The organism is Actinoplanes sp. NPDC051343 (assembly GCF_044455125.1).
Classification (GTDB): Bacteria; Actinomycetota; Actinomycetes; order Mycobacteriales; family Micromonosporaceae; genus Actinoplanes.
In genome coordinates, this window is the sequence record NZ_JBITEL010000013.1 from 168,544 (window position 1) to 181,282 (window position 12,739).

The window sequence follows — 12,739 nt, forward strand, 5'->3', positions numbered from 1 at the left end:
GTGGGCTGATGACACGTGCTCGCATGCCGCGTCCACATGAGGTAGCCATCGCGCGCTCGGACTCGCGTCTGCTAGCAGCAATCGAGGAACGCCGGAGCGACGAAGCCTGGCGGACCCGCGGCGCCTGCCGCAGCGTCGACCCGGAGACATTCTTCCCGGCTCCCAACGAGCCGTCCGAGGGCGCGGTCGCGCTCTGCGGCACCTGCGACGTCAAGGGGCCGTGCCTGGCCTGGGCGTTGCAGGTGGGCGACTGTCACGGGGTCTGGGGCGGCACGACGCCCCGCGAACGCCGCGCGATGCTGGTGGCCTGGCGCGAACGCGTCAAGCCGAACGGCGAGGCGGTCGACGACGACTCGGACGAGGAAGAACGCCGTCTGCTGACACTGATGCCACTGACGCGCTGATTACATAGGGGCTGTGGACAGCTCTGATCAGGAGATAGCGACACCGCGCGGGCCGGCGTGGATCCGGGTGACGGATCCCGCCGGCCCCGCCGTCAGCGTGCTGGTCGTCGGTCACGGCGCGGGCGGGGGCGTGGACGCCCCCGACATCCTCGCTCTGCGAGATGCGGCGACGGCTTCCGGCGTACGCGTCGTGCTCGCGACCCAGCCCTACCGCGTGGCCGGCCGCAAGGCCCCCGCCCCGGCCGCTCAGCTGGACGAGGCGTGGATGGCGATCGTCGCGGCTCTCGGCGTACGCGATCGGCCTTTGATCGTCGGAGGGCGGTCGAGCGGAGCCCGGGTCGCCTGCCGCACCGCGGCCGCCCTCGGCGCCGCGGGGGTTCTCTGCCTGGCTTTTCCGCTGCACCCGCCGGGCAAGCCGGAGAAGAGCCGGGCCGGCGAGTTGCCCGACGACCGGCCCACGCTGGTCCTCAACGGTGACCGTGATCCCTTCGGCGTGCCCGCGCCCGGGCCGCTGCGGGACGTGGCTGTCCGGCCCGGCGCCGCGCACGACCTGCGGAAAGACGTGAAAGGTACGGCCGCGCTCGCGGTGGAGTGGCTGCGGAGGCACGACTGGGCCACCTGATCGGAATGCAACTTGCGCCTTCTCGGTTACACCACCCGGAGAGTTTTTGTCCCTGGGAAGGGGTTGGTGTGGTGCGCGCCGGAACCGAGAGCGTCGAACGCGACGGCCGGAAGGTGACCCGGGTGCGTGACCTGTTGAGCGCCCCCGAGTGGCCCGCGGTGCAGCCCGGACCCACCATCACATCGGTGAGTGTCAGCACACCCGCGGTTTTCGACGCAGCAGGAGGGGCACTACCCGTATCCTCGGCGGGTCGGTCGAGGGGAGAACACAGGGTGGCCCAGACAGAACGGACGGAGGAACGCCGAGCGCGTTTCGAGCGCGACGCGTTGCCGTTCGTGGATCAGTTGTATGCGGCGGGCCTGCGCATGACGCGCAACCCGGCCGATGCCGAAGATCTGGTGCAGGAGACGTTCCTGAAGGCGTACTCCGCTTTTCACCAGTTCGAGGAGGGTACGAACCTCAAGGCGTGGCTCTACCGCATCCTGACGAACACGTACATCAACTCGTACCGTAAGAAGCAGCGGCAGCCCGTCCAGGCGCCCACCGAGGAGATCACCGACTGGCAGCTGGCCTCGTCGGAGTCGCACACGTCGGTCGGCCTGCGTTCGGCCGAGACCGAAGCGCTCGACCGGCTTCCCGACAGCGACATCAAGGAAGCCCTGCAGTCCTTGCCGGAGGACTTCCGCCTGGCCGTCTACCTCGCCGATGTCGAGGGCTTCTCCTACAAGGAGATCGCCGACATCATGGGCACGCCTATCGGCACTGTCATGTCGCGCCTGCACCGGGGGCGGCGCAACCTTCGCAACATGCTCGAGCAGTACGCCGCCGACCGCGGGATCACCCGCACCGCGTCGGAACCGCAGGAGGCCTGAAAAAGTGGGAACCAACGGCGACGAACCTGAACACGAGCACGACACCGATTGCAGCGTGGTGCTCAGTGAGGTCTACCTCTACCTCGACCTGGAGTGCAGCGAGGAGCGGCGAGCGCTGATCAAGAAGCACCTGGACGACTGCTCCGGCTGCCTGGGTGAGTACGGCATCGAGCACGAGGTGAAGGCGCTGGTCGCCCGCTGCTGCGGCGACGAGACCGCGCCGGTCGAGCTGCGCGAGCGCCTGCGCGTCAAGCTCGACCAGCTAGAGGTGCAGGTCGAAACCCGCGAGTACCTCCCCTGACCTCTGCCTTCTCACGACGAAGCCCCGGCCACCCTTCTCGGGTGACCGGGGCTTTTTCGCTGCGCAACCAAGGTCGCGTTCAGCCTCCAGGGGCGCAACGCCTAGCGAGCGACAGCGAAGCCAGTTAGCTCAGCTGTTGGGGCGCTTGCCGTGGTTGGCGGCGTTCTTCTTGCGGGCCTTCTTCTTGCGCGACTTCTTCGCCATGTCGTGGGCTCCTGTTCCTGGCACGTTTCCGAACGCCGATGGTAGACGGCCGGGCGCGGGTCGCCCGCGACGGATCCATGATTTGATGGCGTCGACCGACGTGCGTGACCGCGACTCAAGGAGGCGTCCGGGATGTCCGACGAGATCCGGGCCGAGATGGTGGCCAATGTCTGGAAGGTCGTGGCGTCGACCGGCGACACCGTGGCCGAGGGCGACACCCTGGTGATCCTGGAGTCGATGAAGATGGAGATCCCGGTGGTGGCCGAGAGCGACGGCACGGTCTCGCAGCTGGCGGTCAACGAGGGCGACGTCGTCCAGGAGGGCGACCTGATCGCCGTCATCGACGGCTAGTTTTCAGCCTCTCCGCCAGCGCAGGAGCAGCCGCGTCCGGGTGCGGCCCCGCTGGCGCGGGATGGCCGGCACCCTGGTCATCGCCAGCGCGGTCGCGCGGGTCTCGGCGTCGAGGCCGGGGGTGGCCAGCGCCAGTTCGGCGACCGAGCGCGCGCCGGGCCGGGACGCGACCTCGGACAGCCGGGCCCGCACCACCGTGGCCACGTCGTCGCGGGCCGACGGGTCGATCCAGGCCGAGACGATCAGGGCGAAGAGCGCGGCCTCGGTCACCCGATCGAGGCCGCCCGCGAGCAGGTCGAGCAGCAGCCGGCGGCGTGTCGAGTCGAGCCAGGGCTCCTCCACGCCGTGGTGCAGCAGGCCCAGGCAGGCCCAGATCTCGGCCGCCGCCACGTCGGCTGGGGGTTGTGCCAGCAGCGACAGCAGGTCGAGGGGCTTGAGCAGCATGAGGTGCACGGCCGCGTCGTAGGCCGCCGGCGGATGACCCCAGCTCAGCGTGGCGACGCGACGCAGACGGCGTACGGCGTCGGGGGTCGGATCCCCGGCCGTGGCCGGGGTGACGGTGCCTTTCGGCAGGGGCGCCGCCGCGGGCGCTCCGCCGAGCCAGGGGATGTCGCGGCAGCAGTCGGCGAGGTCGGTGTGCTCGTGCGACTCGTCGGGGTGGTCGCGGATGAAGTCGGCCAGTTCGACCAGGTGGGTGATGTCGCCGTCGGACTTGAACCGCAGGCGGGCGCCGGTGTGCACCACGCAGTCGTAGCCGGGGTCGCGGGCCAGGGCACGGTCGACCCAGGCCAGCGCGTCGTCGAGGCGGCCGTGGTCGGCCAGGGTGCCCGCGATGTCGGCGTAGACCGAGAGGTCGTCCGGGTCGTGCGCGACCGCCCGGCGCAGGGCGGCGAGCGCCTCGGGCAGCCGACCGGCGCTGCGGAACGCGTAGCCCAGCCAGATCTCGGCCAGCTTGGTCGGCCGGGCTCGCGCGCCGCGGGACGCCCAGTCGACGGCGAGCGCGCTCTCGCCCAACCGGCGGGCCAGGGCGGAGCCGGCGCCGAGCAGCATCGCGTGCTCGGGGTGGGCGGCGATCGCGTGGCGGACCACGGTGAGGTAGGGCTGCAAGGCGGCGATCACGGGCGCGGGGGCCGGGTCGCCGACCGAGGTGCACAGGCGCATCACGACGTGGACCAGCACGCCCGGCTCGATGCGGACGCCGAGGGCGGGCTCGCCGACCCACGGCACGCCGGCCCAGTCGGCGGCCGGCGAGTGCCCGCTGGCCGCGGCGAGCAGGGGCAGGCCGTCCTCCGGGCGGCCGGCGGCGGCGAGCAGGTGGGCGCGGGCGACCAGCCGGCCGACCGACGAGTGCTGGGCGAGCGGGAAGAGCTCGAGGCCACCGTCGGCCTGTGCGGCGAGACGGCTGAGCAGCTCGTGGGTTTCGGGCAGGGTGGGTGCGTGGGCGAGTGCTCCGGCCAGGTGATCTGCGGCATGCTGCAGCTCTCCGCTGAGCAGGGCTGATCTGGCCTGCTCAAGAGCGCGGTCGGCGGCACGGCGTGCTTCCACGAGGGAGAACAGTAGGGGAAAAAGACCACTTCTGTCAGTACCGTAGGGATGCGCAATAGTGCGCGAAACCTTGCTTCTATAAACTGTTTCTTGCAAGACTGCGCACGGATTGCGCGGACAACAGGTCAACTCGGGAGGAAGACGTGACGCAGCGAGGTCAGGGAATGGCGGCGGACATCGCGGAACAACCGGGCGGATTCGCCCGGCTGCTCGCCCCCGCCGGCAGCACCGCGATCGCCGAGGTGGCGGCCGAGGTCGCTCGCCGGAAGCCGCGCAACGTCATGTTCGTGGCGCGCGGCACCTCCGATCACGCCGCCCTCTACGGCGCCTACCTCAGCGAGATCCGGCTCGGGCTGCCGGTGGCCAGCGCCTCACCGAGCGCGATCACGCTCTACGGCGCCCGGCCCGACTTCACCGGCACGCTCGTCATCGGGGTCAGCCAGAGCGGCGGCTCGCCGGACCTCACCGGGGTCCTCCAGGTGGCACGCGAACAGGGCGGGCTCACCCTCGCGGTGACCAACAACCCGTCGTCACCCCTGGCCCGGGCGGCCGAGCTGTCGATCGACGTGGCGGCCGGGCACGAGCGGGCGGTCGCGGCCACCAAGACGTACACGGCCGAGCTGCTCGCGCTGCTGATGCTGATCGAGGGTGTGCGCGCGGGCGACGGGCAGCTGCCGGCCGACGAGCGGGCCGCGCTCGACAAGCTGCCCCAGCTGGCCGAGGACACGCTGCGCGACACGTCGGCCGACGACCTGGCCCAGCGGTACCGGTTCGCCTCCCGGATGGTCACGACCGGGCGGGGGTACGCGTACCCGACCGCGCGGGAGACGGCGCTGAAGCTGATGGAGACGTCGTACCTGCCGGCGCTCTCGTTCAGCGGGGCCGACCTGCTGCACGGCCCGCTGGCCATGACCGACCCCGACGTGCCGGTGCTCGCCGTGGTCGGCGACGGCCCGGGCGGCCGGTCGATGCGCGACGTGGTCGACCGTCTCGGCACCGAGCGCCGGGCCGACGTGGTCACGATCGGCGCCACCGACGTACCGGGCGCGTCCGGGCGGCTCGCGGTGCCCGGCGTCGACGAGCGGTACGGCCCGCTGCTCGACATTCTGCCGCTCCAGCGGCTCGCCCTCGCCCTGGCGCTGGCCCGCGGCGAGGACCCCGACGCGCCGCGAGGCCTCAAGAAGGTGACGACCACTCTCTAGTCTGGTGGGGTGTCTACCCTGCGCGATCTCGTCGAGGAGCACACCGGCCTCGGCGAAGCCGACATCGACCACCTGCACCGCCTGGCCGGTGACTGGCAACTGCTGTCCGACCTCTCCTTCGCCGACCTGCTGATGTGGGTGCCGGTGCGGGGCGAGGACGGGCAGCCGCGGCGGTTCCTGTGCGTGGCCCAGGTGCGGCCGACGACCGCACCGACGGCCTACCAGGACGACCAGGTCGGCAAGATCGTCGGCGGGCCGGAGGTGGCCCACCTCGACATCGCCTTCACCCAGGAGCGCATCTGGCGGGAGGGCGACCCGGTCTGGTACGGCGACACCCCGGCCCGGCACGAGGCGATCCCGGTGCGGCTGCGCGACGAGACCGACCGCGACGAGTGCCCGACCGAGGTGATCGCGGTGATCGGTCGGGACACCAACCTGTCCACCGCGCGCACCCCGAGCCAGCTCGAGCTCAACTACCTCACGACCGCCGACGACCTGGCGCAGATGGTCGCCGACGGCACGTTCCCGCCGCCCCGGCACCCGGGCGAGACCACCTCGGCGCCGCGGGTCGGCGACGGGCTGATCCGGCTCGACGGCAGCGGCAAGGTGACGTACGCGAGTCCGAACGCCCAGTCGGCCTACCGCCGGCTCGGGTTCAACGCCCACCTGGTCGGCGAGGAGCTGTCCGGGCTGACCAGCCGGCTGGCCGCCGACCCGCTGGAGGGCACCGACGCGGCCGAGCGCATCCTGGCCTCGCTCCGCGGCGAATCGCCGCCCCGGCAGGAGGTCGACGCCCGTGGCGCGACCGTGCTGACCCGGGCGCTGCCGCTGATGCCGGCCGGCGTGCCGATCGGTGCGCTGGTGCTGGTGCGCGACGTCACCGAGGTACGCCGGCGCGACCGCGCCCTGATGACGAAGGACGCGACGATCCGCGAGATCCACCACCGGGTCAAGAACAACCTGCAGACCGTGGCCGCCCTGCTGCGCCTGCAGGCCCGCCGGGTCGACCTGCCCGAGGCGCGGATGGCGCTGCAGGAGTCGGTGCGCCGGGTCGCCTCGATCGCGCTGGTGCACGAGACGCTCTCGATGTCGAACGAGGAGGCGGTCGAGTTCGACGGCATCGTCGACCGTGTCGCCTCGGCGGCCACCGAGGTCGCGGCGACCAACTTCACCGTGAAGATGCGGCGCGAGGGCACTTTCGGGGTGTTGCCGGCCGAGATCGCCACCTCGCTGGTGATGGTGCTCAACGAGCTGCTGATCAACGCGGTCGAGCACGGCTTCCCCGCCCCCGACGACGAGGATTCGGTTTCCCTGGACGCCCCGCGGGCCGAGGTCGGCGAGGTCGTCGTCTCGGCGCACCGGTTCCGCAAGCAGCTGCACGTCACGGTGGCCGACAACGGGCAGGGGCTGCCCGAGGGCTTCGTGGCCGACTCGAACGGCCGGCTCGGTCTGCAGATCGTGCGGGCGCTGGCCACCGGTGAGCTCCGCGGCACCATCGAGCTGCGCAACCGGGCGGGCGGCGGCACCGAGGCGGTGCTCGTGGTGCCGCTCGGCAAGCGCTAGTTGTTGCGCGGTTGTGAACCGGTGGTGACGGCTAGCACACTCCCGGAATCTGGACCGCACTGGCCTAGAAGGGCATCGCGTGAGAGGCTGGCCGCATGACCGCTGCAGTTGACCGCCGCTTCGTGGCCCGTCGCCACGTCGACTACGGCCGTGTCCGCAGCGCCATGTGTCCGGCTTCCTGACGACGCCCGATTCCTTTTCGGGCGCGGATGACGCGCCGGCCTCTCCTGACATTGAAGTCACGAGCCTCCCAGAAGCCGTGAGCGTCGGAACGCGCCCACGAAACCCGGAGGACCGCCGTTATGGCGCCCAGCAGCACTCCAGCAACGCCGGCCGCTCGCCCCCGCAAGGCGCGCGGCGAAGGCCAGTGGGCGCTCGGACACCGCGAGCCGCTCAACCCCAACGAGCGCAGCAAAAAGGACGACAACCCCCTCAACGTCCGCTCGCGCATCGAGAACATCTACGCCCACGGCGGGTTCGCCTCGATCGACCCGGCCGACCTGCGTGGCCGTTTCCGCTGGTGGGGGCTCTACACCCAGCGGCGCGCGGGCATCGACGGCGGCCGCACCGCGATCCTCGAGCCGCACGAGCTCGAAGACGAATACTTCATGCTGCGGGTCCGCGTCGACGGCGGCGAGCTCAGCCTGGCCCAGCTGCGAGTCATCGCCGACATCTCCCGCGAGTTCGGCCGCGACTCGGCCGACATCACCGACCGGCAGAACATCCAGCTGCACTGGATCCGGGTCGAAGACGTGCCGGAGATCTGGCGCCGGCTCGAGGCGGTCGGCCTGCAGACCACCGAAGCGTGCGGTGACTGCCCCCGCGTCGTGCTCGGCAGCCCGGTCGCCGGGGTCTCGCCGGACGAGGTGATCGACCCGACCCCGGCCATGCACGAGATCCTCAAGCGCTACATCGGCGACCCGCGCTACTCCAACCTGCCGCGCAAGTTCAAGACCTCGATCGCCTGGCTGGCTGACGTGCCGTACGAGGCGAACGACATCGCGCTCATCGGCGTCGTGCACCCCACCCACGGCCCCGGCTTCGACCTCTGGGTCGGCGGCGGCCTGTCGACCAACCCGCGGCTGGCCGAGCGGCTCGGCGTGTGGGTGCCCCTGGACGAGATCCCCGAGGTCTGGGAAGGCGTCGTCGGGATCTTCCGCGACTACGGCTACCGGCGCCTGCGCAACCGCGCCCGGCTGAAGTTCCTGCTCGCCGACTGGGGCGTGGCCAAGTTCCGCGAGGTGCTCGAGAAGGAATACCTCGGACGGGCCATGATCGACGGTCCGGCGCCCGACCTGCCGTCCAAGCCGATCGACCACATCGGGGTGCACAAGCAGACCGACGGCCGCAACTACGTCGGCGCGGCGCCGATCGTCGGGCGTACGAGCGGGACGCAGCTGGGCCAACTGGCGGACCTCGTCGAGTCGGTGGGGTCGCAGCGGGTGCGGCTCACGCCGTACCAGAAGCTCCTGGTCCTTGATGTCGAGGACGCTCGCGTCGAGCCGTTCGTCGAAGCTCTCCGCGGCATCGGGCTGGAAGCCCGGCCCTCGGCCTGGCGACGCGGCACCATGGCCTGCACCGGCATCGAATACTGCAAGCTCGCCATCGTCGAGACCAAGGCCCGCGGCGAGGAACTGGTGGCCCGGCTCGAAGAACGCATGCGCGACTTCGACGCCGACATCTCGATCCACCTCAACGGCTGCCCCAACGCCTGCGCCCGCACACAGGTCGCCGACATCGGGCTCAAAGGCCAGCTGGTCATGAATGCTCATGGCGAGCAGGTCGAAGGCTTCCAGGTACACCTCGGCGGGGGCCTGGGCATGGCCCAGGGCCAGACCGCCGGCTTCGGACGCAAGCTGCGCGGGCTCAAGGCCACCGCGGAAGAGCTTCCGGGGTACGTCGAGCGCCTCGCCCGGCACTACCTGGACGGACGGTCGTCGCGGGACGAGACGTTCGCGACCTGGGTGCTGCGGGCCGACGAAGAGCTACTGAAATGAGTGACGCCCGGTCCACGCCGCTCTACTGCCCCTACTGCGGGGAAGAGGACCTCTACCCCAACGACGCATCGCACGGGGCCTGGGAGTGCCACTCCTGCGCCCGAGTTTTCACGGTCAAGTTCAACGGGTTGCTGTCCGAGGGAGTGAACCGATGACTATCGTGACCGCCGCCAACCTGGGACTGGTTTCCCTAGGTGCTCCGGCCGCCCCGGTTTTTGAAAAGCTCGCGCGCGATGCCGCCGCGGCCCTGGAAGGTGCTCCGGCCGAAGAGATCGCCAAATGGGCGACCGACACCTTCGGCGCGCGCTTCTGCGTGACCAGTTCCATGGCCGACGCCGTCGTCGCCCACCTCTTCTCGCGCGTCTCGCCCGGCGTCGACGTGGTCTTCCTCGACACCGGCCTGCACTTCCCGGAGACCCTGAAGGTGCGCGACACGGTCGCCGCCACCATGAACGTCAACGTCCGATCGATCCGCCCGCGGATGACGGTCGGCCAGCAGGACGGCGAGTACGGCCCCCGGCTGTTCGCCCGCAGCCCCGACGAGTGCTGCTTCATGCGCAAGGTCGAGCCGCTCGAGCGCGCCCTGGTCGACTACGACGCATGGGCCACCGGCCTGCGCCGCGACGAGTCCCCGACCCGCGCCAACACGCCGGTGGTGACCTACGACGCCAAGAAGGGCAAGGTCAAGGTCAACCCGATCGCGGCGTGGACGCAGGCGGACGTCGACCGGTACGTCTCGCGCTGGAACGTGCCGGTCAACGAACTGTTCAAGAAGGGCTACGGTTCGATCGGCTGCTGGCCGTGCACCCGGCGCACCAAGGCCGGCGAGGACCCGCGCGCCGGTCGCTGGGCGATGTTCGAGAAGACCGAATGCGGCCTGCACGTCTGAACCTCGGCGTAGTGCTGGTGGCGCACGGCAGCCGCGACCCGCGGGCGGCCGTCGCCACGTCAGCGCTGGCGCGGGCGGTCGGGCGGGCGCATCCGTCGTGGGCCGTCCGGGCGGCGTACCTCGACCACGCCGGTCCGCGGCCGATCGAGGCGCTGGAGTCGCTGCCGGTGCGGGATGCGGTCGTGGTGCCGTTGCTGTTGACGTCGGCCTATCACGGTCGGGTCGACATTCCGGCCGTGCTGGCCTCGGCCGGTGCGCTTCCGGTGTCGGTGTCGCTGGCCGAGGTTCTCGGCCCCTCGCCGGTGGTCGCTCCCCGTCTGGTCGAGGCGCTCGTGCGCCGCCTGCCCGCCGCGGAACTGGACGCCGTCGTGCTCGCGGCGGCCGGCACCCGGGACGCGGCCGCCCGCTCAACCGTGGAAGACGCGGCAAACGCCCTGAGCGCCCGTTTGCGCCTCCCCTGCACCGTGGCCTATGCCTCGGCCGCCCCGCCCACCGCGGGGGAGGCTGTGGAGCGTCTGAGGGCTGCGGGGGCTCGCCGGGTGGGCATGGCCGCCTACTTCCTGGCGCCGGGGCTGCTCTACGACAACGCGGCGCGCTCAGCGCGCTCGGCGGGGGCGGTCGCCGTCGCTCCGCCGCTGGGCGACGCGCCCGACCTGGTACGGCTGGTGGCCGCCCGCGTCGAGGCGGCCGTTCGCCACCCGCTGGCGCCGGCTGCCTGATCGCGGCGTCAGCCCGGCCGGCGAACCGGCCGCCCGCATCGTCCAGCACCGCCATGTCACTGCTTCTGCTCGCCACGACGCTCACTGCCACGTTCGGCTGCGCCGCCACCGCCACCGCGCGGATCCGCCGCGCCCCCGCAGCCGCTTGACCGACGGCACCCCGCTCGGCCCTCGGCGGCAGTTGCGGAGAGTTATCGCGCAATCGACGGTCGTATACCGGAGCGGCGATCCACTGCGGAGGGTGAGGGATTGGGGACTAATGGTTCGGCGAGCGCGATTTCGAGATCATTTCGGGAAACGGGAAGCACCGAACGTGATCGTATTCGCGCGGACCGGAATCGGAGCGCTGGGTAATCGTGTCGAAACAGCAAGACGCCCCGGTGCCGATCGGCCCGGGGCGCAAATACTGTGAGGGGATTGATTCAGGCGGTAGGAGCGCCGACCCGGAGGCCGCCACGACGCTTCACGGCGCGCCGTTCGTCTTCGCTCATCCCGCCCCATACGCCGGCGTCCTGCCCGGACTCGAGTGCCCACGCGAGGCAATCGGAGGTCACGGGGCACCGCCGGCACACGGCCTTGGCCTGCTCGACCTGCAGGAGCGCGGGGCCGGACGTCCCGATCGGGAAGAACAGCTCCGGGTCCTCGTCGCGGCAGATCGCATCGTGGCGCCAGTCCATGGCGGCAACACTCCTTGTTTCGGATGGGGTAATGAATTGCGGTGCTGTTTACCTATGCATGCGCGTGGTGGCCGGGCGGGGAGGGCCCGCCGGCTCGCCGGTGCGTAGCAAGCTTTTTATGTTGCTCCGATGCTGTTCGGCGCTTCTGTTTTAGGAACGCGCGCAAGCAGCAACGGGTTACTTCTTATCGCTTGTGAATGCTTTCACGAACTCTCGCGATGTCAAGGGTAGCGCCGGAAGTTTCTCCGGGCGGGTGAGCTGGGTCACGACCCCTTTGTCCGGATCTGAGTGGGTAACCAGAGCCGGTCGACGAACGCACCCATCAATGTAGTACGGTCTCGGTCCCTTCGCCGCCCTTTTGCCCGTCTTTCTGTAACGGATCGTGAGCGACGACTGAAACCATCTACCCCGTAATCAGCAGATCACACGCAGCGCTTCGGGGACGGACACAAAGTGCACCTTCTGTCGCTCTCCGAGGTAGTCGCCGTCGAGCTGGAACGCCTGCGGCCGGCTGGCCACCACGGTGAACTCGGGCTGATCGTGCAACTGCAGGATCTGCTTGCCCTGCGGGGTGCGGCCGGCGGCCAGCTGGGCCATCGTGCGGCTGGTGTTGATCATCGCGAGCTTGCGCAGCGCCAGCACGTCGAGGCCGCGGTCGAAGGAGGCCAGCGGGCTGGGGTTGATCGCACGGTCGCCGAGATAGGTCCAGGGCGCGGTGTTCTGCACGATGACCGTGCCCAGCTCGGCCTCCGCGGGCTCGCCCGGCCGCTCGATCGACAGGGGCGGCGTCTTGCGGTCGTCGCCGGTGAGGAAATGGCCGGCGATCGAGCGGAAATAGAGCGCGGGGGTCGACGTGCGGCCGCGGAGCCGGGCCTGCTCGACCCGGCGCACGACGGCGGCGTCGAGCCCGACCCCGGCGGCGAAAGTGAAGTAGCGATCGTCGGCCCGGCCCAGCCCGATCACCCGGTGCCGGCCGTCGCGTAGCCCGTCCAGAATCACGCTGGTGCCGTCGGCCCAGTCGCGGGGCAGGCCGAGCGCGCGGGCGAAGACGTTGGTCGAGCCGCCCGGCACCACGGCGAGCGCGGGCAGCCGCTGCGATCGCGGCCCGGGCAGGGGTGCCAGCGCGGTCGGCGCGGTCATCAGCCCGTTGACCGCCTCGTTGACCGTGCCGTCGCCGCCCAGAGTCACCACCACATCGACGCCGCTCTCCGCCGCCGCGCGCGCGAGACTCGCCGCATGGCCGCGCCGGGTGGTGTATTCCACCGTCAGATCGACCGCGGAGCGCAGGGCCCGGACCAGCACGTCACGGCTGCGCTCGCTGGTGGTGGTGGCTCTGGGGTTAACCACCAGTAACGCTCGCATGGGCGGCACTGTACCCGGCTGGGCGTCTCAG

The 12,739-nt window shown here is 70.9% G+C and carries 15 protein-coding genes; 11 read left to right on the forward strand and 4 right to left on the reverse strand.

The window, feature by feature from the left end:
• The first annotated feature begins 8 nt into the window (after positions 1–8).
• The 4 genes from ACIA5C_RS36230 to rsrA all read left to right on the forward strand — a co-directional run bounded on the left by ACIA5C_RS36230 (position 9) and on the right by rsrA (position 2,199).
• Complete coding sequence (locus ACIA5C_RS36230) at positions 9–404, forward strand: WhiB family transcriptional regulator (protein ID WP_396063209.1); 396 nt, start codon at positions 9–11, stop codon at positions 402–404.
• Between the two features lie 13 nt (positions 405–417).
• Positions 418–1,026, forward strand: coding sequence for an alpha/beta family hydrolase (locus tag ACIA5C_RS36235; protein WP_396063211.1), 609 nt, complete (start codon positions 418–420; stop codon positions 1,024–1,026).
• Between the two features lie 71 nt (positions 1,027–1,097).
• Positions 1,098–1,898, forward strand: coding sequence for a sigma-70 family RNA polymerase sigma factor (locus tag ACIA5C_RS36240; RefSeq protein WP_396063213.1), 801 nt, complete (start codon positions 1,098–1,100; stop codon positions 1,896–1,898).
• Between the two features lie 4 nt (positions 1,899–1,902).
• A complete protein-coding gene (rsrA, locus tag ACIA5C_RS36245; RefSeq protein ID WP_396063215.1) occupies positions 1,903–2,199 on the forward strand; it encodes a mycothiol system anti-sigma-R factor in 297 nt (98 codons plus the stop codon).
• Between the two features lie 129 nt (positions 2,200–2,328).
• On the opposite strand, the gene ACIA5C_RS36250 is transcribed toward rsrA, so the two are convergent.
• The gene (locus tag ACIA5C_RS36250; RefSeq protein WP_396063217.1) at positions 2,329–2,427 is read right to left on the reverse strand and encodes a 50S ribosomal protein bL37; all 99 of its coding nucleotides are present in this window, start codon (positions 2,425–2,427) and stop codon (positions 2,329–2,331) included.
• A 108-nt stretch (positions 2,428–2,535) separates the two neighbouring features.
• On the opposite strand from ACIA5C_RS36250, the gene ACIA5C_RS36255 reads away from it, so the two are divergent.
• Positions 2,536–2,754, forward strand: coding sequence for a biotin/lipoyl-binding carrier protein (locus tag ACIA5C_RS36255; protein ID WP_396063219.1), 219 nt, complete (start codon positions 2,536–2,538; stop codon positions 2,752–2,754).
• Positions 2,755–2,757: 3 nt separating this feature from the next.
• On the opposite strand, the gene ACIA5C_RS36260 is transcribed toward ACIA5C_RS36255, so the two are convergent.
• Positions 2,758–4,299 carry a tetratricopeptide repeat protein gene (locus tag ACIA5C_RS36260; RefSeq protein WP_396063221.1) on the reverse strand — a complete coding sequence of 514 codons (1,542 nt, stop codon included), beginning with the start codon at positions 4,297–4,299 and terminating at the stop codon, positions 2,758–2,760.
• Positions 4,300–4,463: 164 nt separating this feature from the next.
• On the opposite strand from ACIA5C_RS36260, the gene ACIA5C_RS36265 reads away from it, so the two are divergent.
• The 6 genes from ACIA5C_RS36265 to ACIA5C_RS36290 all read left to right on the forward strand — a co-directional run bounded on the left by ACIA5C_RS36265 (position 4,464) and on the right by ACIA5C_RS36290 (position 10,669).
• Positions 4,464–5,501, forward strand: a complete 1,038-nt coding sequence (locus tag ACIA5C_RS36265) for an SIS domain-containing protein (RefSeq protein ID WP_396063223.1) — start codon at positions 4,464–4,466, stop codon at positions 5,499–5,501.
• 9 nt (positions 5,502–5,510) lie between these two features.
• On the forward strand, positions 5,511–7,064 hold the full coding sequence (locus ACIA5C_RS36270) for a sensor histidine kinase (RefSeq protein ID WP_396063225.1): 1,554 nt from the start codon (positions 5,511–5,513) through the stop codon (positions 7,062–7,064).
• 302 nt (positions 7,065–7,366) lie between these two features.
• Entirely contained in the window at positions 7,367–9,061 is a 1,695-nt protein-coding gene (locus ACIA5C_RS36275; protein ID WP_396063227.1) for a nitrite/sulfite reductase, read from the forward strand.
• Entirely contained in the window at positions 9,058–9,216 is a 159-nt protein-coding gene (locus tag ACIA5C_RS36280; RefSeq protein ID WP_396063229.1) for a hypothetical protein, read from the forward strand. The genes ACIA5C_RS36275 and ACIA5C_RS36280 overlap by 4 nt, the downstream gene beginning before the upstream one ends.
• Complete coding sequence (locus ACIA5C_RS36285) at positions 9,213–9,950, forward strand: phosphoadenylyl-sulfate reductase (RefSeq protein ID WP_396063231.1); 738 nt, start codon at positions 9,213–9,215, stop codon at positions 9,948–9,950. The genes ACIA5C_RS36280 and ACIA5C_RS36285 overlap by 4 nt, the downstream gene beginning before the upstream one ends.
• Entirely contained in the window at positions 9,932–10,669 is a 738-nt protein-coding gene (locus ACIA5C_RS36290; RefSeq protein ID WP_396063233.1) for a sirohydrochlorin chelatase, read from the forward strand. Before ACIA5C_RS36285 ends, ACIA5C_RS36290 begins: the two co-directional genes overlap by 19 nt.
• A 422-nt stretch (positions 10,670–11,091) precedes the next feature.
• On the opposite strand, the gene ACIA5C_RS36295 is transcribed toward ACIA5C_RS36290, so the two are convergent.
• Both ACIA5C_RS36295 and ACIA5C_RS36300 read right to left on the reverse strand, forming a co-directional pair.
• Entirely contained in the window at positions 11,092–11,346 is a 255-nt protein-coding gene (locus tag ACIA5C_RS36295) for a WhiB family transcriptional regulator (RefSeq protein WP_364104384.1), read from the reverse strand.
• Positions 11,347–11,760: 414 nt separating this feature from the next.
• A complete protein-coding gene (locus ACIA5C_RS36300; RefSeq protein WP_396063235.1) occupies positions 11,761–12,708 on the reverse strand; it encodes a diacylglycerol/lipid kinase family protein in 948 nt (315 codons plus the stop codon).
• Positions 12,709–12,739: the final 31 nt, after the last annotated feature.

Bases quoted from the DNA above. Each gene is read 5' to 3' on its own strand.
- ACIA5C_RS36230 (WP_396063209.1), top strand. From the start codon at position 9: ATGACACGTGCTCGCATGCCGCGTCCACATGAGGTAGCCATCGCGCGC.
- ACIA5C_RS36255 (WP_396063219.1), top strand. From the start codon at position 2,536: ATGTCCGACGAGATCCGGGCCGAGATGGTGGCCAATGTCTGGAAGGTC.
- ACIA5C_RS36265 (WP_396063223.1), top strand. From the start codon at position 4,464: ATGGCGGCGGACATCGCGGAACAACCGGGCGGATTCGCCCGGCTGCTC.
- ACIA5C_RS36275 (WP_396063227.1), top strand. From the start codon at position 7,367: ATGGCGCCCAGCAGCACTCCAGCAACGCCGGCCGCTCGCCCCCGCAAG.
- ACIA5C_RS36280 (WP_396063229.1), top strand. From the start codon at position 9,058: ATGAGTGACGCCCGGTCCACGCCGCTCTACTGCCCCTACTGCGGGGAA.
- ACIA5C_RS36285 (WP_396063231.1), top strand. From the start codon at position 9,213: ATGACTATCGTGACCGCCGCCAACCTGGGACTGGTTTCCCTAGGTGCT.
- ACIA5C_RS36290 (WP_396063233.1), top strand. From the start codon at position 9,932: ATGCGGCCTGCACGTCTGAACCTCGGCGTAGTGCTGGTGGCGCACGGC.
- ACIA5C_RS36295 (WP_364104384.1), bottom strand. From the start codon at position 11,346: ATGGACTGGCGCCACGATGCGATCTGCCGCGACGAGGACCCGGAGCTG.
- ACIA5C_RS36300 (WP_396063235.1), bottom strand. From the start codon at position 12,708: ATGCGAGCGTTACTGGTGGTTAACCCCAGAGCCACCACCACCAGCGAG.